Source organism: Geobacillus sp. FSL K6-3411 (assembly GCF_037965715.1).
In the GTDB taxonomy this organism is placed as follows: Bacteria; Bacillota; Bacilli; order Bacillales; family Anoxybacillaceae; genus Geobacillus; species Geobacillus thermodenitrificans.
Genome location: NZ_CP150187.1, coordinates 364,404 through 387,244, shown reverse-complemented (window position 1 = coordinate 387,244; position 22,841 = coordinate 364,404). Strand labels below are relative to the sequence as shown.

Annotated in this window: 18 protein-coding genes, 2 pseudogenes and 1 CRISPR repeat array; of the genes and pseudogenes, 2 read left to right on the top strand and 18 right to left on the bottom strand. The window is 42.8% G+C overall.

Annotated features, from left to right (window positions below):
- Positions 1–175 precede the first annotated feature (175 nt).
- Positions 176–1,408, top strand: coding sequence for a serine/threonine transporter SstT (gene sstT, locus NSQ22_RS01975; protein WP_339264088.1), 1,233 nt, complete (start codon positions 176–178; stop codon positions 1,406–1,408).
- A gap of 496 nt (positions 1,409–1,904) precedes the next feature.
- On the opposite strand, the gene NSQ22_RS01970 is transcribed toward sstT, so the two are convergent.
- From NSQ22_RS01970 to NSQ22_RS01900, 15 genes and pseudogenes are all read right to left on the bottom strand, one after another.
- Positions 1,905–2,084: a hypothetical protein gene (locus NSQ22_RS01970; protein WP_011886726.1), complete on the bottom strand. Its 180-nt coding sequence runs from the start codon at positions 2,082–2,084 to the stop codon at positions 1,905–1,907.
- Positions 2,085–2,186: 102 nt separating this feature from the next.
- The gene (locus NSQ22_RS01965; RefSeq protein WP_339264086.1) at positions 2,187–3,656 is read right to left on the bottom strand and encodes an alanine/glycine:cation symporter family protein; all 1,470 of its coding nucleotides are present in this window, start codon (positions 3,654–3,656) and stop codon (positions 2,187–2,189) included.
- A 978-nt stretch (positions 3,657–4,634) separates the two neighbouring features.
- Positions 4,635–4,757 (bottom strand): ATP-binding cassette domain-containing protein, encoded by a 123-nt coding sequence (locus tag NSQ22_RS01960; protein WP_223812948.1) that lies wholly within the window; start codon positions 4,755–4,757, stop codon positions 4,635–4,637.
- Between the two features lie 317 nt (positions 4,758–5,074).
- Complete coding sequence (locus NSQ22_RS01955; RefSeq protein WP_087959841.1) at positions 5,075–5,560, bottom strand: hypothetical protein; 486 nt, start codon at positions 5,558–5,560, stop codon at positions 5,075–5,077.
- Between the two features lie 612 nt (positions 5,561–6,172).
- On the bottom strand, positions 6,173–6,763 hold the full coding sequence (locus tag NSQ22_RS01950; protein ID WP_339264083.1) for a GrpB family protein: 591 nt from the start codon (positions 6,761–6,763) through the stop codon (positions 6,173–6,175).
- A 69-nt stretch (positions 6,764–6,832) separates the two neighbouring features.
- Positions 6,833–6,901, bottom strand: a pseudogene (locus NSQ22_RS01945) (class I SAM-dependent methyltransferase); the annotation flags it as partial.
- A gap of 10 nt (positions 6,902–6,911) precedes the next feature.
- Positions 6,912–7,745: a nucleotidyltransferase domain-containing protein gene (locus tag NSQ22_RS01940; protein ID WP_100660515.1), complete on the bottom strand. Its 834-nt coding sequence runs from the start codon at positions 7,743–7,745 to the stop codon at positions 6,912–6,914.
- A gap of 375 nt (positions 7,746–8,120) precedes the next feature.
- Positions 8,121–8,924 (bottom strand): DUF4097 family beta strand repeat-containing protein, encoded by an 804-nt coding sequence (locus NSQ22_RS01935; protein ID WP_008881398.1) that lies wholly within the window; start codon positions 8,922–8,924, stop codon positions 8,121–8,123.
- On the bottom strand, positions 8,917–9,477 hold the full coding sequence (locus tag NSQ22_RS01930) for a DUF1700 domain-containing protein (protein WP_339264081.1): 561 nt from the start codon (positions 9,475–9,477) through the stop codon (positions 8,917–8,919). Before NSQ22_RS01930 ends, NSQ22_RS01935 begins: the two co-directional genes overlap by 8 nt.
- Positions 9,470–9,793 carry a PadR family transcriptional regulator gene (locus NSQ22_RS01925; RefSeq protein WP_008881400.1) on the bottom strand — a complete coding sequence of 108 codons (324 nt, stop codon included), beginning with the start codon at positions 9,791–9,793 and terminating at the stop codon, positions 9,470–9,472. The genes NSQ22_RS01930 and NSQ22_RS01925 overlap by 8 nt, the downstream gene beginning before the upstream one ends.
- Positions 9,794–10,020: 227 nt before the next feature.
- A pseudogene (locus NSQ22_RS01920) lies at positions 10,021–11,028 on the bottom strand (type I restriction-modification enzyme R subunit C-terminal domain-containing protein); the annotation flags it as partial.
- 22 nt (positions 11,029–11,050) lie between these two features.
- Positions 11,051–12,068: direct repeats of the CRISPR family, unit length 30 nt; unit sequence GTTTCAATCCCTCATAGGTACGATACAAAC.
- A gap of 587 nt (positions 12,069–12,655) precedes the next feature.
- Positions 12,656–13,006: a DUF2200 domain-containing protein gene (locus NSQ22_RS01915; protein ID WP_008881404.1), complete on the bottom strand. Its 351-nt coding sequence runs from the start codon at positions 13,004–13,006 to the stop codon at positions 12,656–12,658.
- A gap of 401 nt (positions 13,007–13,407) precedes the next feature.
- Entirely contained in the window at positions 13,408–13,764 is a 357-nt protein-coding gene (locus tag NSQ22_RS01910) for a YxeA family protein (RefSeq protein WP_099233042.1), read from the bottom strand.
- 24 nt (positions 13,765–13,788) lie between these two features.
- Positions 13,789–15,660 carry an ABC transporter permease gene (locus tag NSQ22_RS01905; protein ID WP_011886719.1) on the bottom strand — a complete coding sequence of 624 codons (1,872 nt, stop codon included), beginning with the start codon at positions 15,658–15,660 and terminating at the stop codon, positions 13,789–13,791.
- Positions 15,635–16,408: an ATP-binding cassette domain-containing protein gene (locus NSQ22_RS01900; protein ID WP_011886718.1), complete on the bottom strand. Its 774-nt coding sequence runs from the start codon at positions 16,406–16,408 to the stop codon at positions 15,635–15,637. Before NSQ22_RS01900 ends, NSQ22_RS01905 begins: the two co-directional genes overlap by 26 nt.
- Before the next feature lie 337 nt (positions 16,409–16,745).
- Here NSQ22_RS01900 and NSQ22_RS01895 point away from each other — a divergent pair, with 337 nt between their 5' ends.
- Positions 16,746–18,131, top strand: coding sequence for an L-cystine transporter (locus NSQ22_RS01895; protein ID WP_011886717.1), 1,386 nt, complete (start codon positions 16,746–16,748; stop codon positions 18,129–18,131).
- Between the two features lie 668 nt (positions 18,132–18,799).
- Here the strand turns inward: NSQ22_RS01895 and rlmD are convergent.
- From rlmD to NSQ22_RS01880, 3 genes are all read right to left on the bottom strand, one after another.
- The gene (gene rlmD, locus NSQ22_RS01890; RefSeq protein WP_008881409.1) at positions 18,800–20,182 is read right to left on the bottom strand and encodes a 23S rRNA (uracil(1939)-C(5))-methyltransferase RlmD; all 1,383 of its coding nucleotides are present in this window, start codon (positions 20,180–20,182) and stop codon (positions 18,800–18,802) included.
- A 74-nt stretch (positions 20,183–20,256) separates the two neighbouring features.
- On the bottom strand, positions 20,257–21,177 hold the full coding sequence (locus tag NSQ22_RS01885) for a diacylglycerol kinase (RefSeq protein WP_008881410.1): 921 nt from the start codon (positions 21,175–21,177) through the stop codon (positions 20,257–20,259).
- Between the two features lie 143 nt (positions 21,178–21,320).
- Positions 21,321–22,841 carry a flotillin family protein gene (locus NSQ22_RS01880; RefSeq protein WP_081157607.1) on the bottom strand — a complete coding sequence of 507 codons (1,521 nt, stop codon included), beginning with the start codon at positions 22,839–22,841 and terminating at the stop codon, positions 21,321–21,323.

Genomic DNA, 22,841 nt, shown 5'->3' with positions numbered 1-22,841 from the left:
CATTAAATATTCACCTTATTTTTCTATAGTTAAAATAATTCAGATATAACAATCTATTTATCAATTACTAATATTCATGTTAAACTAATGAGTGTTCACCTACAGAAAACATTTGTATACGTACAGTGGAATTTATTCTCATACGCTCATCATGAATGATCAGGAGGAACGTGTTATGAAGCAACTCATTGCCAAATGGAATCGAGTCAGCCTCGTCAAACGTATCATTATCGGCATCATCATCGGGATTACACTTGCAGTTACCGTTCCGGAATCGACAAAATGGACTTCCATTTTCGGTTCGTTATTTGTTGGCGCTCTAAAGGCGGTCGCGCCTGTATTAGTGTTCTTTCTCGTGATCTCAGCCATTTCTCGGCATCAAAGCGGACAAAAAACAAATATTCAACATATTCTGATTCTATACGGGTTTAGCACGTTCCTAGCCAGTCTCACTGCCGTCGTAGCCAGCTTTCTCTTTCCGGTTCATTTATCGTTAACTGAAAGCGCAAAAGAGGTTTCTCCTCCTAGCAACATAACGGAAGTGATTCAATCATTGCTGTTTAATATTGTCGATAACCCTGTTCACGCCTTATTGAATGCGAACTATATCGGCATTTTGGCATGGGCTGTATTGCTTGGCATCGCATTAAGGACGGCGCCGGAGACAACCAAAAATGTCATCGCTCATTTCTCTGACGCCATCTCGCAAATTGTTACATGGGTTATCAATTTCGCGCCCATCGGCATCATGGGGCTTGTTTTCGATGCCATTGTCACTAACGGGCTTTCCGCTTTGATTGATTATGGAAAATTATTAGCAGTTCTTCTTGGGACGATGTGTTTTGTGGCATTCGTTATGAATCCACTCATTGTCTTTCTTAACATTCGGCAAAATCCGTATCCGCTCGTTTGGAGATGCATTCGGGAAAGCGGGGTTACAGCGTTCTTTACACGCAGCTCGGCCGCAAACATTCCTGTAAACTTGCGGTTATCCGAAATGCTTGGGCTCAATAAAAATACGTATTCTATTTCGATCCCGCTCGGCGCAACGATTAATATGGCTGGCGCCGCTGTGACGATTTCTGTCTTAACGCTCGCTGCGGTTCATACGTTGGAAATTGAAGTTGACCTAGGCACTGCACTCATTCTTAGCGTTCTTTCCGCCATCGCCGCCGCGGGGGCATCCGGTGTCGCTGGGGGGTCGCTCCTCCTTATCCCATTAGCATGCAGTTTGTTTGGTATCCCGAATGATATCGCCATGCAAGTCGTAGGGGTCGGTTTCATCATTGGCGTTTTGCAAGATTCATGCGAAACTGCCCTAAACTCATCCTCGGATGTCCTTTTTACCGCCACAGCAGAATATGCGAAAAGACGCAAAGAAGGAAAACAAGTGGCCATCAAAGCATAACGGCATCCCCCTTTGCATGGTGTCTGAAAAGCGAAAGCAGGGCCATTCAAACTGTCCCGACCGGGGCCAGCCATGAAAACGCGATTTACGAACGTTTCGGCCTACCCATGAACTCGCAGCCGCTCTCGGCACTGTCTTGGGCAAAGACGCATCAGCGCAACAAGCCGCCGATGACACCCATGCCGGCATCATGAAAAACGCTGTCCGGCTGGGGTTCGTTCGTTTCTCGTTAACGTCCAACACGGCATCCGCGAAGGCTCCTTAAAAGTCCGAAAACAACGATGTTGAAAAACTGCTCGACAGACCTTGGCGCTGATCAACGGAGCGCTGACGCAAATCGTTTTCGAAATCGGTGGAATCAACCACTAATATTCATAGAAAACCGGCCGTTTGCTTATTTTGTACGGCCGGTTTTCCCTTCTCTACATTCCACTCAACAAATGCTAATAAAAGTAAATAATGCCCATCATCCTCAAAATGTGGACTTGATGTTCATTTACATATAACGCATTAACAAAATGACAAAGACAGCTAATCCGATAGACGCGCTAAAAAAACAGAGCGCCATCCATTTCACAGCTTTTCTCTTTCGCACAAAGCCATACACAAACAAAATGACTGAGACAACAAACAAAAATAGAATAACAGAAGAAATACTCACGTTCGTCACATTCATCACTCCTCACCTTGTTCAGGAAACGTCACATATTCCTTAGATCATTGCTATTCATGTACTGGGCAACCTAGACACGGATTGTTGCGACAAAGCAACCGTCTCTTATAAGGCTTTCTTTTGATTCTCTTCAGATTTCTTATATCCGTTTTCCCAGAATGTCGCGTTTTTGATTTCATATTTCGATGAATTGAACTCTGGGTCTTTGCCTTGTTTCAACTGTTCTTCGTAATCTTTTAAAGCAATATAGGCTGGTTTAAATAGTAATAAGATTGCGATCAAGTTTAACCAAACCATAATGCCAAGCCCGATATCGCCCATTGCCCACGCCGTTGTTGCTGTTTTTACCGTTCCATAGAACGTGGCAGCCAAAAAGATGATTTTTAGTCCCAAAAAAGCAATTCCCTTATTTTTACCACGTACGAGATAGGCGAGGTTTGTCTCAGAAATATAGTAATAGGCGTACATCGTTGTAAAAGCGAAGAAGAATAGCGCAATCGCGATAAATGCTGAACCAAATCCTGGTAGGAGCGTATCAACAGCCGCTTGCGTATAACCAGCACCCGGTTCTACACCTTCAAGGTTGACAACGATCGGTTCTCCTGTTTTTTCATTAATGACATTGTATTGATTTGTAAATAAAATCATCAGTGCAGTCGCCGTTACGACTAAGAATACATCCAAATAAATTGAAAACGCTTGCACTAACCCCTGCTTCGCCGGGTGAGATACTTCAGCAGCCGCTGCCGGGTGAGCACCTGTACCTTGACCAGCTTCATTAGCATAAAGACCACGTTTTACGCCCCACATAACAGCCGATCCGATAATGCCACCAAACACTTGTTCAGCACCAAACGCACTTTTAAAAATAAGAGCAAATACTTCTGGGATTTTGTCAAAGTTCACACCAATGATCGCAATGGCGATTAACAAATATCCAGCAGCCATAAAAGGAACAACAATTTCAGCCGTTCTGGCGATCCGCTTAACTCCTCCGAAAATGGTAAAACCAAGAATAGAAATAACAATCATTCCCGTAACCAGTTTATTAATGCCAAACGCGTTATAAACGCTATCTGCAATAGAGTTCGCCTGAATTCCCGGCATTAACACCGCCATCGCAAGAAGGATAGCTACGGCAATAACGATCGCAAACCATTTCCAACCAAGCCCTTTTTCAATATAGAAAGCTGGGCCACCTCGATACTGTCCATCCTGTTCTTCTTTATAAATTTGTGCCAGCGTGGACTCAACATAAGCCGTCGCTGCGCCGATAAAGGTAATCACCCACATCCAAAATACGGCCCCGGGTCCCCCATACGCAATCCCCGTTGCCGTTCCAGCCACATTCCCTACACCAATGCGGCCTGATAACGACATTGTCAACGCTTGGAATGAAGATACTCCCGCATCAGAGCCCTTCCCGGTCGTCACAAGCTTAACCATTTCTTTAAAGTGACGAATCTGCAGGAATCTAGTCCTAATACTAAAATACAAACCACAAAAAACAATAAAAACGATTAATAGAGGGCTCCATAATAATCCGTTGACTGTTTCGACAAATTTTTCAATCAAATAAATCCCTCCTCGGCTAATCAGTTACTTTTGTTGTATAACACGCAGCTAAGTTTATTATAAATATCACACACTAATGTTTCAATAATTTTTTATAATAGTTTTTTTTGGTATTTTCGGAATAAACTTTACATCTCTTGTTTTATGAGCGCAGAAGCAAGACATTTTTATTTGTTTTTTTAGAATAAATTTTGAGCCAACACCACTAGCGACGTCAAGCTTTTTTATCGTCGCCGGTCGTTTTTTATTTGGTTCAACGTAAATACTTTCATTCAGGCCCAAACCTTTCCAAATCCTTCTCTGCTGGGACGAACGATTGCCCCAGCGAGCAGTGGATTGCCCTATCTCGCGACTCCAATAGAACAACTTTCACATGTTAGAACAATGAAAAAATCGACCCTAGTCGGCCGATTGAGCTTGGACGGCTCTATGTTATGCTCTCATTATTCCAAGTGAACAAATGCTTGACAGCTGCTTAAGATATTGAGAAGGAGCAGCTAGACAACATCACTGACTCGGAGTGGTCTTAAAGATCGGCCGGAACCCAGTCGATCCATCAGCTAGGGACCAAGACATTTACAGATGATATTTATTATATTTAAATAATGATTTCCACAAATCAAACGAATTCGAACATTCGTGGGATGAAAACTCCTTTGGTTCCCTTACGTACCAAGGACCTATTTAACATCACAACAGAAAAATCTTCCTTCTTTTCATTGAGAGAGAAGGAATTTTGAATCAGAGATACGATCTTGCATTATACGAAATTTTAGGCATCACCTGCTTATCCATGCTAATGCCGATAATATAAGAATAGCAGTGATGATTTTAATGAAAAGCCCCTTTATGTCTATTTTTGATTTAGAAAAATAAACCACATAGAGAGGAGATTGATAAGTTTGAACCCAAAATATGAGGTTTTCTCTCACGGTAAACTCTTCTATAATCCCTTTAGTAGAAGGTAAATACCCAATGTCATGATTGGATATGTTTCCTAGATGTTGGAGTATACAATCCCAAGATTATTCTTAACAAATTGGTTTTCCTCGAACCAATTGCCCCAATAATGCCTACACGGTCCCCTTCGTGTAACGACAAGTTGATATCTTTTAGTATGTAATGTTTATCATCAAATGATTTAGCGATATTGTGCAGCTCAATATCATTCAATGGTTCTCCCGTAACATTCTACTTCTAGGCTTTCAATTATCCTTATCCCCCGTAATGCTAGATAAAATCGGAAAACATACAAACAGTCCTTGCTGGTGGATGTGCTATAAAATGAAAGTGTGACCTAACATTCGATCGGATCACGGAGATGTGCGTTCATTCGATGACTGAATTTGAAGTAGCGTTAGTTGGCGCCTGATTACGTATGTTCATTAGTGACACTTGAGCTAGTTGAGCACTAACGCTCAACTAGCATGACGGGTGATTAATTCATAAAGCCGTTTTGCACCAATATATACTAGATGAATCGATACATACATAAGAAACAAAAAGAAAGAAACATAAAGACGACCTTTATCGGTCATTACAATGTCATCAGACACAAGAGAATAAACCAAAACATAAAGATAGAAGAAAGCAAGCATCAAAAGCGCTTCGGAAAGAAAACCAAACATTCCTTTCGAACGCTTCAAGATAATCGAAAAAATCGTATCTACCATCCCTGTGGTGACTACAGTCGTTATAAAAAATGTCAGGATAATTTTGAGCGAAGAGAAGGTTCCAAGCGAATGAATACGCACATCAGTTGTCAACGAAATAAGATGCATGACTGCATAAAAAAGCAGAAAAGGAAATGAAATAATAGCTAAGCACATGAAAGATACAACAGTTATTGCAAAGATGTGATCGGAAACAGAATAGTTCTTTCCTCTTTTTCCTTTCTTTATCATATACAACCCTTTTTTTTTGTAAGTTTATATATACTTGGATAAATAGATGTTGCAACTATTCAGCCTCATAAGAGGAACGAGATCTTCATATGATGAAAGGCGAAGAAAATAGTTCGGGCACAATCTAGCGAAACATCGTACCCACACTCATGAAACACGAACAAAACGTTTGGTGTCTACTGTTGATGGACGAAACAATAGAGCATATTCTTTCCGTCTAGAAACGCCCTTTTTGTGCTAGGCTTCTTTAGCCGCTGTCTTCTCTCATTAAGCTCAAGGCGCATGAGCATGCGCAAAACCCTTTTCCATTATAATCCATTTCACTTAACAAAGCAGCAGCCACCGATGATTTTAATAAATATACTAGCGCCACGGCAGTTGGTACAATTAAGGATCGTTAGCAATGGATTGAAATAAATGAATAACAGGGCCGGACAAGCCGCCCCACGTTCCTTACCTCACGGATCTTCGCCACAAACTCAACGTGGCACGAGCTAATGGATTATCTCTTAAACATTGCGTTTGCGGGAACATAGCAATGGTTTTTTCTCATTTTCGAGAACTTGTCTGTTCATAGAAACAACTCAAATTTTAGAAGATCACCTTTTCTTCTTATTTAGCATTTGAATCGTTCGTCCGTGCTAAGATTTCCTGCACGATTGATGTTTTCGCATCTGCATAGTGCTGAACGTGCCGCCATTTATTCTTTGCCAAACTTCGCTTCACTTGCGCATATTTGTCACGGTCGCTCTCGTTCGAGCGCAACCAATCTCGAAAGCGTAACATTTTATCGATTTCAGACGTTCCCTTGCTGAACACATGTAAGTTAATGTCAGTATCCGGTCCTTTAAATAAACGATGCTCGAACCATTCAGGTTCTCGAATTCGCAGTCGATAGCCAGCTGCTTCCAATGCCGGAACATATGATGGCTCGTCTGCAGAATCCTCCACAACCAGCAGCATATCAATGATTGGCTTGGCACAAAGTCCTGGCACCGAAGTTGAGCCAACATGTTCGATTTGCAATGCTTTGCTGCCGAGTACGGAACGAATCCGTTTTGCTTCCCGTTCAAACAATTCAGGCCAACGCGGATCGTATTCGACAAGAGTAATCGGTGCATTGTGCGGTTTCAGTTCACCCACCGTAAGCTTCTGGAGTTCCTCATCACTCCTAGGTGTAAAGCGATTTTCCAATCGCATCATGCCACACTCCTTTGCTGTTTATTGTTCAGGGGACAGACTGAAGCGATCACTCATGATGATCCAGTCTTATGTTCCATCAGCAGTAAAAACAAGATGTTCAACCGTAAACATCAAATTACCATCGGACTTCAGCATTCTTCCCCTCATCTCAACAGTGATTTATCTCCGATACAAGTTGTTTCACTTCATTGTAAAGCTTCTCCGTCATGTCGCAGCATTCCATAAGCGAAGAACCAAGTAGTTCAAAAATGCGATTCACCTTTTGCGCATAGTTCTCAGGTTTATGCTCAAATGTTTCAATCAGCTTGATTGCCTTCTTTTCGTTAATGCAATAAGCATGATTGCATGCAAATATTACTTGATTTAAACATGAAATCATACGAAAAACATGGCCTACAATATAATATTTATCATTTGCTTTTACATTTTTCTTTACAAACAATAAAGAAAATTCTGCTTCAAACATAAAAAAGTCAATTAAACTTTTCCGCAAGGCAGCGGGATAAGTTTCCGCCCGTTTTTTTAATTGGCAGAAGGTTTCATCTTTCGCATATAGTATTTTGCTGATCGCCAATTCCCCCCGATACATGGCACTGATATAACCATGGGGATGCCCGGTCTGATAATCGGCAGTGACCATTCCTTGCTCGGTTTCTTTGATGATTTGTTCCACACGTTTGATATCACGTAAAATGAAATCGACATGATACCCGTTGATGACCAGCCACCCGCCTCCATTCACCCACTTCCCCCATGCTCCAGGAGGGAAAACAAGGTTGCTTCTACGCTCGTCGTCCAATTCTGCAGCAACCTGGTTCATCGCATTGAGATCAAATAATTCTGCGTTGTAGTAGATACCGATATCAATATCCGAATCCTCTTCATGAGTCCCCCTTGCACGAGAGCCCCCCAACACAACGCCTTCAATAAAAGGAAGACAGGATAACTTTTCTGCTACTGATTGAATCATATGATTGACCATCCAAGCCCGCACCTTTCGTCAATGACCTTCCATAAAATTCCCATCAAATCTTTTTCCATTATACCTCATAAAAGTCTAGATTTCTTCAAATCTGGAAATCGGAAATTTATTTTTGGGATCACGCCTGCTGTCCATTTTCAATAACCTCGTTCCTCTTCTCACGTCCCTATTTGAAATAAACTTGTTTTTCGTCCCGTAATTTTTTCGGTTTTTAGAAGAAGAAAAAGGGAAGAACGTGGATGTTTCTTCCCTCTTGGTTTCGCCATATGTGTATTCAACTTTCTTTGAACGATTAATGTTTTTTCTCTATCCCTCTCTCCGCTTCATCCAATAAGGAGCGGGAGATGGACTGTTTGTTTTTTTATCTGTTTTTCTTTATTTCACAATTCTTATATCTCCATTATTAGTTGTTAATTTGATTTGGTTTTCTCCGTTACCAATCACAGTGTCCCAGTTAGAATTCCCGAAAACAGTCACTTCACCATTTTTTGTTTTGATATCTAGGACTGCATTTGTTGGCTTTTGATCTGTTTTAATTTCAATATCACCATTGTCGGATTCAAGTGTTAATGAACGATCCAAGTGATTGGTTTTCAGATAAATTTGTCCGTTATTGACGTTACCGTAAATTTCGCCTTCAATATTCTCAAGATGAATTTCCCCATTATCTGAATCAGCCTTTAACATCGTTGCAACGATATCTTTCATTTCTAAGTAACCATTTGCCAATTTCGCTTCAATATTGTTTATACGTAACTTCTCAGCCTGAATCTCTCCATTGTTCATGTCTACGTGTAATGACTCGTATACCTTTTCAGGTAAGTATACATCCAAAGTTAGGGATGTTCCCCTAAAATGAAAGAAATCAAAAAATGGTTTATCATCCTTTAATTTGATCAATAAGGTGCCATCTTCCACTTCAACTGAAAAATAGTGATCCATTTTTTCTACGCTGGTCCCAGTCAATTGTACTTTTGTCTTTGAATCCTTGGTAGAAAAGATGTTCACATTTTCATCATTCGCTCTGATTTCAATGTCTGTGATGGTTTTATCAGTCAATATTCTCTCTTCCGATACGGAAAATGGCTTACTTGCAGGCTTAAATGTGATGAAACTCCCGATTGCTCCAACTACCAATAGAATGAGCGCGAGAAAAGATATATGTCTAGTGTTAATCATGCTTTAAGCCTCCCTTGACCAGTGAAACATTATATCTTAAATAACGCACCAACAGATCAGTCAATACCTTTGTGACGTACAACATGCCCCTAACAATGAACCAACCGCTTCCACAAAGCATTATCGAAAAGAAAAGACTGAACAGATCGAACATTCCAGGATGGTTGATTGCAGAATCCAGCAGTATTAATGGAGAGGCAATAAAAGCCACCCCTATAAACCACCCGACAAATACCACTGCCAGCAATGCCAAAAATGGTCCAAACACAGTTACAAAGTTAAAAAACCCCAATCCGATCACAGCCCATACTGCACGTAAAACATTTCCGGCCGTGGCGCTTGTCTCGATCTTTTCGATACGGGAAACAGCAGCGATCTCTTTGGCGATCTGTTTCGGGGAACCAAGTGATTGAGAAATTTCCTCTTCAGATTTTCCATTAGCCATTCCAATGTAAAAATGCTCTTCAAAATCTTGTATAATTTCTTCACGTTCTTCGTGAGGAAGCTTTTTCAACTCCGTTTCAAGAGCCGTTAGAAATTGTTGTTTATTCATGTAATCCACCGTCCTTTATGATTTGATTGACCCCTTCAGAAAATTGCATCCACTCTTCATGAAGATTCCGAAGATGGTTTCTCCCTTTTTCCGTGAGCTTGTAATATTTTCGAGGAGGACCTTCATTCGACTCCTGCAAATACGTTGTCAAATAATCCTCTTTTTTCAGTCTCCTTAATAAGGGATATACCGATCCTTCTGAAATAACCATTTGCTCCGAAATTTTTTGAACGATCTCATAACCGTAACGATCCTGCTTATTCAATAGTGCAAGTACACATAGCTCTAATACTCCTTTTTTAAACTGCGTGTTCATTGGGGTGTTACCTCACTCTCACTACTATTTATTGCACAGTACTGTGATAAACAAATCCCTTTCAACAAACAATATACCATACAGTATTGTTTATTACAAGGTACTGTTTTTTATTTAAATATTTTTACTCAACATATCTAACTGAAACAGGCATCTCAGGAGCAATAAATGAGCGCCCTAAGATGCCTGTTCTTTTACCATTAAAGTGGAAAGATTTTATGATATAGTTACGCCCCAACAATATCTTCAGAATTCTTATTCATCTCATCGATAATACTAATAATCTTCCGCGCGTCGTCCATGTTATCTTTAAAGAGCTCGACAATGCTGCTGACGGTTTTAAACGGTTTCTCCTGCAGCACCCGCTTGTCCATGACTCCGTTTTTCACAAAATAATCGACAATCAGTTTGACAAAACGGCTTTGCTGGATGTTCAATCGCTCGCTTGACAAAAATTCGGAAAACACTTCATTGGCAGCCTGCGGGTCAAGGCCGACGATTTGGCGGACGAACTTTGTAATCGGTGTATCGCCGAATTCTCTTTGATAATCGTCTTTTGTGCCAAGCTCGTTCCAAAGGATATGCTCAAGCGTTTTCAAATCTTGCACCGTTAACTTTTTGTTGTTTCGTAGCTTGTAAATGGCCATCTGGTCGCGATGTTCGTGCAGATAATGCTCTACCTTTTTCCGATAACTTTTCAGATCATTGACAGTAAACATTGGACCGTTTTCTTTGACTTCTAGCACTTGGTCTTTAAAGTTCGTATAGTAAAATTTTTGTGTTTCTTTTTCAAGGAATTTCACTAAATCGCGCAACGCTTCGCGAACAGCTTCCAATTCAAAACTATCGGCTTCGCTCCAAAACTCTTCCGTCTACACCTTTTCGATGATGCATTTTTGTTCCTGCACTTGCGGAATCGATCCGAGCTTAGATAACGCTTCTGTGGTGCGAATCATGCTCCGAATTGGCTTCGTCGCATTTTTTGTTTGCAACTTCGCCAACTCAACTGTATACATCAGCAAATCAAAGCGCTTGGCCAGTTCATCATCGTTGAGCGGAACAATGAGCGGTGCAAGATGTTCTTTGATTTCATTGACATCCATCGCCGTTAAACAGCTCCATGCTTTCCGGTTTTGGAACTTGTGTACATATTGGATATGTTGGCGTACGCGGAAGTTTTCTTCGTTTAACCGATGGATTTCCGCCACCACTTCGTCAATCAATGCATGGCGATAAACTGTATACTCTTACAGTATCGTTTCAATCCCTTATAGGTACGATAAAAACAAGCCGGCCATAACATCGAAATTCGTGTGGCTCGGATGTTTCAATTCCTCATAGGTACGATACAAACGTTCGGATCCATTCGGCGGTTCTTTGCCCACTTACAGTTTCAATCCCTCATAGGTACGATACAAACATTTGCCTTTATCGCGATTTGGCTTGCATTTTGTGGTTTCAATCCCTCATAGGTACGATACAAACGGACGTTGCGGAATCGTATCTTTTCAGTACGTTTGGAAGTTTCAATCCCTTATAGGTACGATAAAAACATACCAACATTGCTGACAATGGAGGAGTACCAGTATGTTTCAATCCCTCATAGGTACGATACAAACCAAGTTTTGCGAGAAATTCGCCTTCTTCAATCACTTGTTTCAATCCCTCATAGGTACGATACAAACTACACGTTACGGAGGACATGGAAAGATTCATCATTAGTTTCAATTCCTCATAGGTACGATACAAACGTCGTATTGCCACACATCTCCTGTTGTCTGATTCGGTTTCAATCCCTCATAGGTACGATACAAACACCTTTCACAACGAACTACCCGGAACGACGGATAAAGTTTCAATCCCTCATAGGTACGATACAAACTGCCTTACCATCAGCGACGATTACGCCTAGAATACCGTTTCAATCCCTCATAGGTACGATACAAACGGACGCAAGCGGATTATTGTACCGGCGTCCGCTATGTTTCAATCCCTCATAGGTACGATACAAACCGCAATTCCGAGAAATCCTGCGAGCGCTCCCGCGCGTTTCAATCCCTCATAGGTACGATACAAACATACTCGTCGACCATAATATAGCGAAAACATTGTTGAGTTTCAATCCCTCATAGGTACGATACAAACATGCTCACACTATGCCTTTTCTAAATATTCCACATTGTTTCAATCCCTCATAGGTACGATACAAACTTTGATTGCTTCCTCCACTCCCCATTTTTTCGGGGTTTCAATCCCTCATAGGTACGATACAAACCCCCAAAAAGTGCTGTTATATCAAGCTTTTTCATCCCATGTTACCTTCAGAATAACACGGTCGAAAAATTCCGTCAATCATGTTCGTCCATGATGGCTGTAGGGAATCAGCAACAAAAATAAGTGTCGTCGACCCCCTGGGATTTTTGCACGATTGGAGGTCGACGACAAACGAAGTTCGCTTCTTGCTTCCTCGAGCCCTCACATGAGCCTTTTCCTTTTGCTGTTTGTCCACTACTTCCATCAGCAATCCGAGCAGCTCACCCATCGCCGTCACGTCGCATCATTTCGCCACCATCCGTTTCGCGGTGTCCACCTTTCCTTTCTCGATTCCTTGCTGCTCGTACGAGGTGATTCACTCCATTCCTTGTTTCGCTTCCTTTGTCTCCATTGGTTCACCTCGTTTCGTAATTGGCGTTCCTCTTCCTCAAATAATCACAAATACGTCTCGAACAGCCCGAACGACCGCCGCTGCCTCGCCTCGTCAAGCCCCGTTGTTGGTTCATCCTACACATAAATAATAAATTTTTCCCCTTTTATTTGATTGGATATCCAGAATATTGCTCGTGTTTTCCTCTTTTTTCATGATTATTTTCTCAAGATTTTCTCCATGGACTTTCCCTTTGCTAGCTCATCTATTAACTTATCCAGATAACGAATGTTCTGCATCAACGGATCTTCAATCTCCTCTACTCGAACACCACATATTACTCCTTTAATCAAAACCCGGTTCGGATTTAATTGCGGAGCTTCAGCAAAAAATGTCTCAAAGTCTACCTGTTTTTCCAACTGAGCTTCCAACTCATCCTGGGTATATCCTGTCAACCAACGGATAATTTCATCCACTTCTGATTTCGTACGCCCTTTTTTCTCTGCTTTCGCTATATAGTTTGGATAAACTTTTGAAAAACTCATTTTATAAATTTTATGTGTGGTCATCATACATCCCCCATCATTTTAATATTCGCAATAACTTATCATTTAATTATACCATTGCTTGTCATGTAATCGCTTGATTTTACAGAATGAGGTTTTCTTGTGCTCTATGCTTGAAAATGATAATCTGCCTTTTCTTTTGCTGAAAGGGGATGGTCATTTCTTCGTTACATATTGCGAGCGTTGGTAGGGGATAAAGCAAGTGCGCTGATCATCAAGGGGGGTGAAATGAAACAGGCCCGGAAATCGGAAAATGATGTTTTCCCGAGCTCCGGACCTGAATCGGACATTTATTTTTGATTGAGGCGGAATCACATCCGTAATTTTCGCTTGGCCACACATTCTCCGTGGCTTAAATGGTCATCGCGGACATATTTGATGGAGCAGTGTTTGTCTTTTTGTACTCAATTGGATGGTACAGAATCCATTTTTCCTCTTACTTTTTCAGGCAATTCTTCAGGCTGAATTTCTTCCCACTTTTCTACAAAAGATCCTTTGGCATTCACTTTTAAAATGGCCTTTTCTTTTAACACTTTTCCTGCAGTAAATGTAATTTCCTTTTCTTCCCCATCTTCTGTATAGCCAGTAAGAGTGTATTTATATCTTTGACCATGCGGGGCAGGGTCTTCATAAATTTGGACATAAATGACTTCTTTCGGAATAAAAGGATTGATGTGATCTCTATCTTCTTCCGGAACAATCGTAAAAAATCCAACGAATACGACAACAAGAGCAATGATCATCCCTATGATTTTTTTCATGTTCTACCTCTCCTTATTTGTCCATTATCGAAATACGTATTCTTTTAAATGTTTATTGTAACTATGACTCATAATGATAAAATATATGATTTGCAAGCCCAAAAACCCTAAAATGGTGATAACGCCTGATTGGAATACATGAAAATATCCACCTTCCCTCTGTAACACATGTAGAGCGAAACCTGTTTCAATAATCGCTAACAAGAAGGGAAGGAAGAAAAGAATGGCCATCTGAATCGTCGAGATTTTCACCATTTCTTTTTCGCTTAACCCAATCTTTGCAAGTGATTTGTATTTTTTTCTTTCCTCGTATAGATCAGCAAATAATCTAAAATACAAGAAGCTCCCAGCCGCCAAGAAGAAAATGATAGCGATAAACAAGCCGATAAATAAGCTTAAACTTGGCAATTGGACCGTCTCAAAATATCGAACAGCTTTTGAAAAGTACTGGGCATTAGGATTGAATGTTTCACCTACGATTTGGCTTTGAATCTCTTGACTGATTTCCAAACTTTCTTTCCAATTTTCGAATTGAAAACCGTACATCGTACTTAACTCATGATTCTGTTCCAGCTGTCTAAACGTGTTATGATCTACAACCAATATATCGCTAAGGTAAAATACCGGCTCTTCAATGGACTGTAACGTAATCGACATTTGCTGGTCGTCTGTTAGCAATTTCGTCTTATTACCATTTACAATGGTATAACCTCCCCGTTTTGCCTCCCCATAATATATCCCTTCTCCATCATGAATATTCGGAGCTTGTAACTCAGGGAATTGTTTTACCCAATCTTGATGTGAAACGACTAAAACCGGATAGCTCATTGGTCCTTGCCGGGCTTCAATCGCTTTGAATATGGTTTGTTGGTAATCAATATTTTCTTGTTCTAGTTTTTCCTTAATAAATTCCAACTGCTTCTTTTCATCCTGATTCGTTGCATAAGACAGAAATTCCATTGCATATGATGTTTCTGCTGTGGAAAACATCAATTTGTATGTTGCTAATGTACCGGTTGCGGTAAAAGCTACAGCCGAAACAATACTTACGATAAAAAATAGACGAGCGTTATCTTTGATGCGGTACGTTAAATCTGAAATCCATAGCAGATTGATCCCTTTTCTATACATTTTCTTATTTCTTTTCAATAGTTGTATCATCCAGACGCTTAACTGACTATAAAACAAGTACGTTCCGATCACCGTACACAAAGTAATAACCACGGCACTTCCCATATCGATGCCCGCAAATAAAGACATGCCAAATCCTGTTCCTAAAAATAAGATGCCGAGAACAGAGAAAAGGATAGATGGCTTCGGTTCTTTTTTAGGCTTTTCTGACCCCTTTAGTAAAGAAATGACCTCCTCAGAGTGAATAGTAAATAACATAAATTGTGAAATAAGGATAAACAGAAGAAGAAATACGCCGACTGTTATCCCCAGTGCTTCTAAAGGAAAATAGAGTTGCAGCGGCTCCATTTTGACCATATATGCTCCTGCGATAAAAAAGAATTTAGCAAGCACCGTTCCACCTAATATACCTGTGATGATGGAAGCAAGACCAATGAATACATTCTCCAATGTAATGAGCCATCGAAGTTGTTTAGGAGATGCTCCATGAATGGTGAGAATTCCAAATTCCTTTTTCCGTGTCTTTAAAAAAGTACTTAAAGAATAAAGAATAAAGAAAATGGAAAAGCCAAAAATAATCCACTCCGCAAATTTCATGCCTTTTTTGGCAATGTTGTTCATATAACCTGTTTCGAGCGCAGGGTGGAAGATAAACATGGCAAACATAAAGAAAATCATTACTGCAAACGAGCTGCTTAAATAAAAAGCCATGTACGCCCTTAAATTACGTGTAATATTTTTATAAGCGAACTGTGGAAAAGTCATCTCTATCCCCACCTAACATTGATAAAACATCCATAATCTGTTGGAAAAATGCCTTTTGATCCGTTCCTCTATAAATTTCGTTGTACAATTTACCATCTTTAATAAAAATGACTCGATGACAATAACTTGCAGCATATGGGTCGTGAGTGACCATCAACATCGTTGTTTGATCGTTTTCGTTAATCATTTGCAAGGTCTGCATCACGTCTTTTGATGCTTTCGAGTCTAAATTTCCAGTCGGCTCATCCGCTAATAGTAACTTAGGTTGATGAATGATTGCTCTGGCAATCGCCGTACGTTGTTTCTGTCCGCCAGATACCTCATATGTCCGTTTCGTTAAGATGGCATCAATCCCTAATTTTTTTGATATGGTTTTTACTTTCTCCTCAATCAACTCCGGGTCAACATTTTCCAATGTTAGAGGCAGCATAATATTTTCCTCTAATGTTAATGTGTCTAACAAATTAAAGTCTTGAAATACAAATCCTAATTCTTTCCGCCTGAATTCGGCTAACCTTTCTTTTTTTAACTGATGCGGATCCTGCCCGTTAATCAGGACTTTTCCTGATGTGGGTTTATCAATTGTAGAAATGAGATTTAATAATGTTGTTTTTCCTGACCCCGACGGCCCCATAATTCCAATAAATTCTCCTTTTTCTACACTGAACGATACATTGGTTAAAGCTTGGAATGCTACCTTTCCTTGATAAATTTTGTTTATTTCTTTTACTTGTAACACTTCTTCCATTTGAATTCCCTCCAGCAACTGACTTTGCATGTTCATTGTACAAGGGATATAAACTGAGAAACATAGATCTTTCCTTACACCTGTCTTACACTTTTGTAAGAAAACATATTAAAAACCTCACCTCAAAATGGGTGAGGTAAGATTTTGATTCTCATTACGGTCTGTTCGAAGAACTCATTTTCTGGAAAAGTTGTTTTCGAAAAAACTTTCCCCTCAATAAACAGTGGTTTATTTTCCAAGATTATCTTAATAAACTCTTTCATACAATAAATAAAGCTTACTTGACATATCGGTTTTTAATCATTATAGTAATTTTACGTGTCAGGAGGGATTGACGATGAATATTTACCTAATTATTTTTAACATTGCTATATTGCTGTTATTGATTGGTGTTTTGGTCTACATGCAAAAGAAACATGTTTCCTTCTCCAAACGGGTGTTTACTGCTCTTGGACTAGGAATCGTCTTTGGGTTTGCATTGCAGGGAGTGTATGGGGCTGGTTCCGCTATCGTCCAGCAGTCCACCCAATGGTTTGACATTGTCGGCACAGGATATGTCAAGCTATTGCAAATGATTGTTATGCCATTAGTTTTCATTTCTATCGTTATGGCGTTTACTAAACTTTCTGTCTCTAATCATTTAGGGAAAATTGCCACGCTCATTATTGGTCTATTATTGGGTACTACGGCGATCGCCGCTTCGATCGGCATCATGTCCTCATTAGGATTTCAATTAGAGGCGATGGAAATTCCTTCAGGAGAAGCGGAACAAACGCGCGGACAGGAGTTAGAACAAAAATATGAACAAATTCAAAACCTGTCTTTCCCGCAAAAAATTATCGAACTGCTTCCGGCCAATCCATTTTTAGATTTCACGGGACAACGCAGCACATCCACTATAGCGGTTGTTATTTTTGCGGCCTTTGTCGGCATTGCTTATTTAGGGGTTGCCAGAAAACAGCCTGAACAAGCGGAAATGTTCAAAAAAATAGTGGATGCCTTATACGCTATTGTCATGCGTATCGTCACGTTGGTGCTCCGCTTAACGCCTTATGGAATTTTAGCCATTATGTCCCGGGTCACTGCGACAAGCGATATAAACACAATCGCAAAACTAGGAAAATTTGTTGTCGCTTCTTATATTGCACTTTTCGTTATGTTTGCCATTCATTTGATCATTTTAGCGTTGGCCGGACTCAACCCTATTACTTACGTGAAAAAAGTGCTTCCGGTACTGTCGTTTGCATTCACTTCCCGTTCAAGCGCAGCCACTCTTCCATTGAATGTGAAAGCACAAACAACCGCGCTTGGCGTTCCGGAAGGCATTGCCAACTTTGCCGGCTCATTTGGGCTGTCAATTGGGCAAAATGGCTGTGCTGGCATTTATCCTGCCATGCTTGCCGTGATGATCGCGCCAACCGTCAACATCGATCCAACTTCCCCTTCCTTTATTTTGACGCTGATTCTAGTCGTCACCATCAGTTCATTTGGGGTTGCAGGCGTTGGCGGTGGGGCTACGTTTGCGGCGATTTTAGTGCTATCAACGATGAATCTGCCAGTAGCATTAGCAGGATTGCTCATTTCCATAGAGCCGCTGATTGACATGGGAAGAACTGCCTTGAACGTCAGCGGAAGCATGACCGCTGGTGTAGTCACCAGCCGCATCACTAAAGAATTGGATGTAAATGTCTATAACGAAGAAACGCAAAAACTAGAAGCATAAGGTTTAGGTTTCTCACTTTCACGCACGCCAAAACACCTAGTTGCACTTGCACGCGGTAAATGAAAGAAAAAATAAATATGGCAAACAGGTATCGGCTAAATAGATACGTGTAAATGAAATACGGCATGGGTTCAGTATTCACGAGAACCCATGCCGTATTCGTTTGTGCTTCTTCAACCATTTGCAGCGAAACGGAAACATGTCCTGGCACCACAGATTATAGAAAAAAATTCTGTTCTTCGACGGGAGTAAGCAATCGCTCCCATTTTTCAATTCCATCCTGTATAAACACCCGCTAAAAATGAGCAATTATTTAGTGAATAGCATACTAGAAGAGAGAGGAGGAAGACGCCTTCCTCCCCCACTTACTCATCGGGCTCCGCCTTTCTCATTCGTGGAAGTAGGGGGATCCTGTGCTAAAACGATGAAACTGCTCAGCGTTGAACATTCAACGTGAACCAGTCTACCTTATTCGAGTGAATGCTTCTTCCCCTGCGCCTTTACTCCCTAACAAAAAAGAGAAACAGGAACCTGTCCCGTTTCTCTGGAAAAATGGTTGCTTTTTCATCCTAACCCGTTCAGTCAACTGGATAGAGAAGGATGTTCTTGTTATATGAGCAAAACTTTCCTTCGGTTTTTGGCAAGAAGAGTTTTTAACAAGAGTTTATTTACGCTCTTATCTTTAACGCTAATCGAGCTACACTTTCTACATGAGCCGTATGAGGAAACATATCAACAGGCTGGACTTCGATCGTTTCGTAACCCCCATCCTCTAAGATGCGCAAGTCGCGGGCCAAGGTGGCTGGGTTGCACGAGACATAGACGACGCGCGGCGGTTTCATGGCCATGATCGTCTCGAGCAGCGCCGCGTCACAGCCTTTACGCGGAGGGTCAACGACGAGACAGTCGGCACGAATGCCTTCTTCGTACCAACGCGGGATGACGTCTTCAGCAGCGCCGACAGCGAACGTGACGTTTGTGATGCCGTTGAGCGCCGCGTTGCGTTTGGCGTCTTCGATCGCTTCGGGGACGATTTCAACGCCGTAGACATGTTTAGCCTTTTTGGCTAAAAAGAGCGAGATCGTGCCGATGCCGCAGTAGGCGTCAATGACTGTCTCCGTTCCGGTTAGCTCAGCGTATTCAAGCGCTTTGTCGTACAGCACTTTCGTCTGTTCCGGGTTGACCTGGTAAAATGAACGAGCCGAGATGGCGAATTGGATGTCGCCAATTCGGTCGGTGATGAACTCACTTCCCCATAATACCCGCGTTTTCGCTCCGAAAATGACGTTCGTCCGCTCAGGGTTGATATTTTGCACGATCGATTTGACGTCAGGGATGTCGCGGATGATGTCGCGGACAATCTCTTGTTCGTGCGGCAAACGTTCGGTGCGGGTGACGAGCACGACCATCACCTCACCTGTTGCCGCTCCGTAGCGGGCGACAATATGACGGAGCACGCCGCGGTGGGTGAGTTCATCGTACGGTCGGACACCATAGCGCTCGGCGATCCGTTTCACTGCTTGGACGACGACATCATTTTTCTCCTGTTGGATGAAACAAGCGTCCATGTCGATGATCTCGTGACTTCGCTCTTTGTAAAATCCGGCGATCAGTCCCCCTTCGCGCTCACCGACTGGCACTTGTGCCTTATTTCGGTAGCGCCATGGGTTCTTCATCCCGATGACCGGATGGACGGTGACGTGTTCTAGCTTGCCGATGCGGGCGAGCACTTCTTTCACTTGTTTTTCTTTCGCCTTCAGCTGTCCTTCGTAGCTTAGATGTTGCAGCTGACAGCCACCGCATTGGCGATAAACGGGACAGGGCGGCTCGACGCGGTCCGGGCTCGGTTCGTACAGCTCGATGAGGCGGCCGTACCCGTACCCTTTTTTCACCTTGATCACTTTCACTTTCGCCCGCTCGCCTGGAAGCGCGTTTTTCACAAACAACGGAAAGCCATCCACTTTCGCGACGCCAAGACCGTCGTGAGTCAAATCTGTGAATGTCACGTCATAGTAGTCGTTTTTGGCGACCGGTGCTTGTTGTTTCGCCATGTCGTTCCCCTTTCTGACCATCGTGTATGTTTAGCGTGCCCCTTCTAGCGTGAGGACATAAGAAAAGAACAGGCTTATGGCCCTGTTCTCACTTGTGCTGCTTTTTCTTTTGGCATGAATACTTCGAGATGGCGGTATAAGTTGACAAACTCGCCCGGAAGCATGCCGCCGAATTCGCCGTCTAAGTTCAGCTGCATCGAAGAGCGTACTTTCACCCGATTGGCTTTCGTGTAAATGACATGCGGGTCGTTAATGTGCTCCCCGCGCGCCGCTAGCGTGACGAGACGGATAAACTCAGCCAAATTCGTTTTCTTGACAATGATGAAGTCAAACAGGCCGTCATTGAGTGACGAATCAGGCGCTAATTTTTCAAAGCCGCCGACCGAGTTGGTCAGCGAGACTAAAAACATCATGATTTCGCCTTCAAATAGTTTGCCGTCATACTCAATTTGCGCCTCCGTTGCCTTAATCGACGGAAGCATTTCAATCCCTTTTAAGTAATAGGCCAGCTGGCCGAGCATCGTTTTCAACTTACTTGGCACTTCATAGGTGAGCTCGGTCAGGCGCCCGCCGCCCGCGATATTGATGAAATAACGTGTCTGGTCTTCATTGGTGACAGAGCCGATGTCAATCGCGACAGGTTCACCCGTGGCGATCACCTCGCACGCCCCTTCGATCGAACGCGGCACACCGATAGCACGGGCGAAATCGTTCGTCGTCCCAACAGGGATCACGCCGAGCTTCGGGCGGTATGGCTGATTCGCAATGCCATTGACCACCTCGTTAATCGTTCCATCGCCGCCTGCCGCCACAACGAGGTCAAATTCCCTCTCGGCTGCTTGTCTCGCTGCTTTCGTCGCATCCCCCGGCCCTTCAGTGGCGTGGCACGACGTTTCATATCCAGCCTTTTCTAATCGGACGAGCACATCGGGCAAATGGCGCTTAAACAGCTCCCGTCCCGATGTCGGATTATAAATCACTCGAGCTCGTTTCATTCATCATCAACCTACTTCCTCTTTTTCCATCCTTGAAAAGGAACCTTCCACTATTCCACATCATAGCGAAACGGCGCTCCCTGCGCAACTATGAAGCAGAAAAAGCGCCCTTGGATCGACCAAAGGCGCTAGAGACAGCTGAATTATTCGTTCGTGTTCGTTTGTTGCCCCGAAGCAGTAGGTGGGTTCACGGGTGAGGCTGGTGTCCCGCCTTGGGCGATATTTTCAAGCAGCTGCTTGACATCGATGCCAGTTGACGCTTTTAACGTCTCCTGCAAGCTCGCCATTAAGTTCGTCGCATAACCGGTGACGCGGTTGGCACCGCCTCCCGCTCCTGAGCCAGTGTCGACAATCGTCAACTTCTCGATATTGGACAGCGGGCTCGCCACTTGTTTCGCATATTCCGGAAGCATCTTGATGATCATGTCGAGCACGGCTGCTTGGCCATAGCGTTCGAACGCTTCGGCGATTTTTTGTTTCGCTTCCGCTTCGGCGAGACCTTTCAGGCGGATAATTTCCGCTTCTGCTTCCCCTTTTGCTTTCTCAGCCTCAGCTTTCGCCAACCCGTCGAGGCGGATGCGCTCGGCTTCCGCTTTGGCGAGCGTTTCGACGCGGTATTTTTGCGCATCGGCTTCGGCGATTTGTTTCGCTTTTTCCGCTGCCGCTTTTTGCTCGATCGCATAGCGCTCGGCATCGGCTTTTTTCTTCACTTCTGAATCGTATTGCCGTTCGCGGCGTAAAATTTCTTTTTCTTCGAGCTCGATTTGTTTTTGCCGCTCGATGATTTTAATTTGCATTTGTTGAGCCATAACTTCTTGTTTTGCTTTCGCTTCTTCGAGATGGTACGCTTGGTCGGCACGCGCTTTGGCGATATCTTGCTCTTGGCGGAATTCGGCGAGTTTGAGCTGATTGATTTTTTCCGCCTCGGCGATTTCCGTCATCCGCTCTAACTCTGCTTTGCGCGCTTCCTTGTCAGCTTCAGCCCGCTTGATGCGCGTCTCTTTTTCTGCCTCTGCTGTCGCGATATCGGCGTCACGTTTCACCTGAGCGATGCGCGGCTTCCCGAGCGCGTCAAGGTAGCCGTTTTTGTCGCGCACATCTTTGATCGTGAACGAGACGATGACAAGCCCCATTTTTGCGAGATCTTGTGAGGCGACACGCTGTACTTCTTGAGAAAATTTGTCGCGGTTTTTATAAATTTCTTCAACCGTCATCGACCCGAGGATGGAGCGAAGATGGCCTTCAAGCACTTCACGCGCTTCGTTTTCCATGTCTTGGCGCGTTTTGCCTAAAAACTGCTCGGCTGCGGTCGCAATTTCGCCGATCGAACTGCCGACTTTAATGAGCGCCACCCCGTCCGCCATCACGGGCACCCCTTGCTCCGTATACACTTCCGGCGTTTGCACGTCCAGCTTAATCGACAATAAACTGAGCGGCTCAGCCTGTTGGAAAATCGGCACAACAAACGTACCGCCGCCGCGGACGATTTTAATTTTGTTTCCTGACTCATCAACATGGACGTTTTTGTTTCCTAAGTAGCTGCCTGTGACAATAAGCGCCTCATCCGGACCGACTGTACGGTAACGAGCAATAAAAATAGCAATGAGTCCGATGAGAAGCAAGACAACGACACCAACTACAATCAACCATGGTTCAACAGTCAT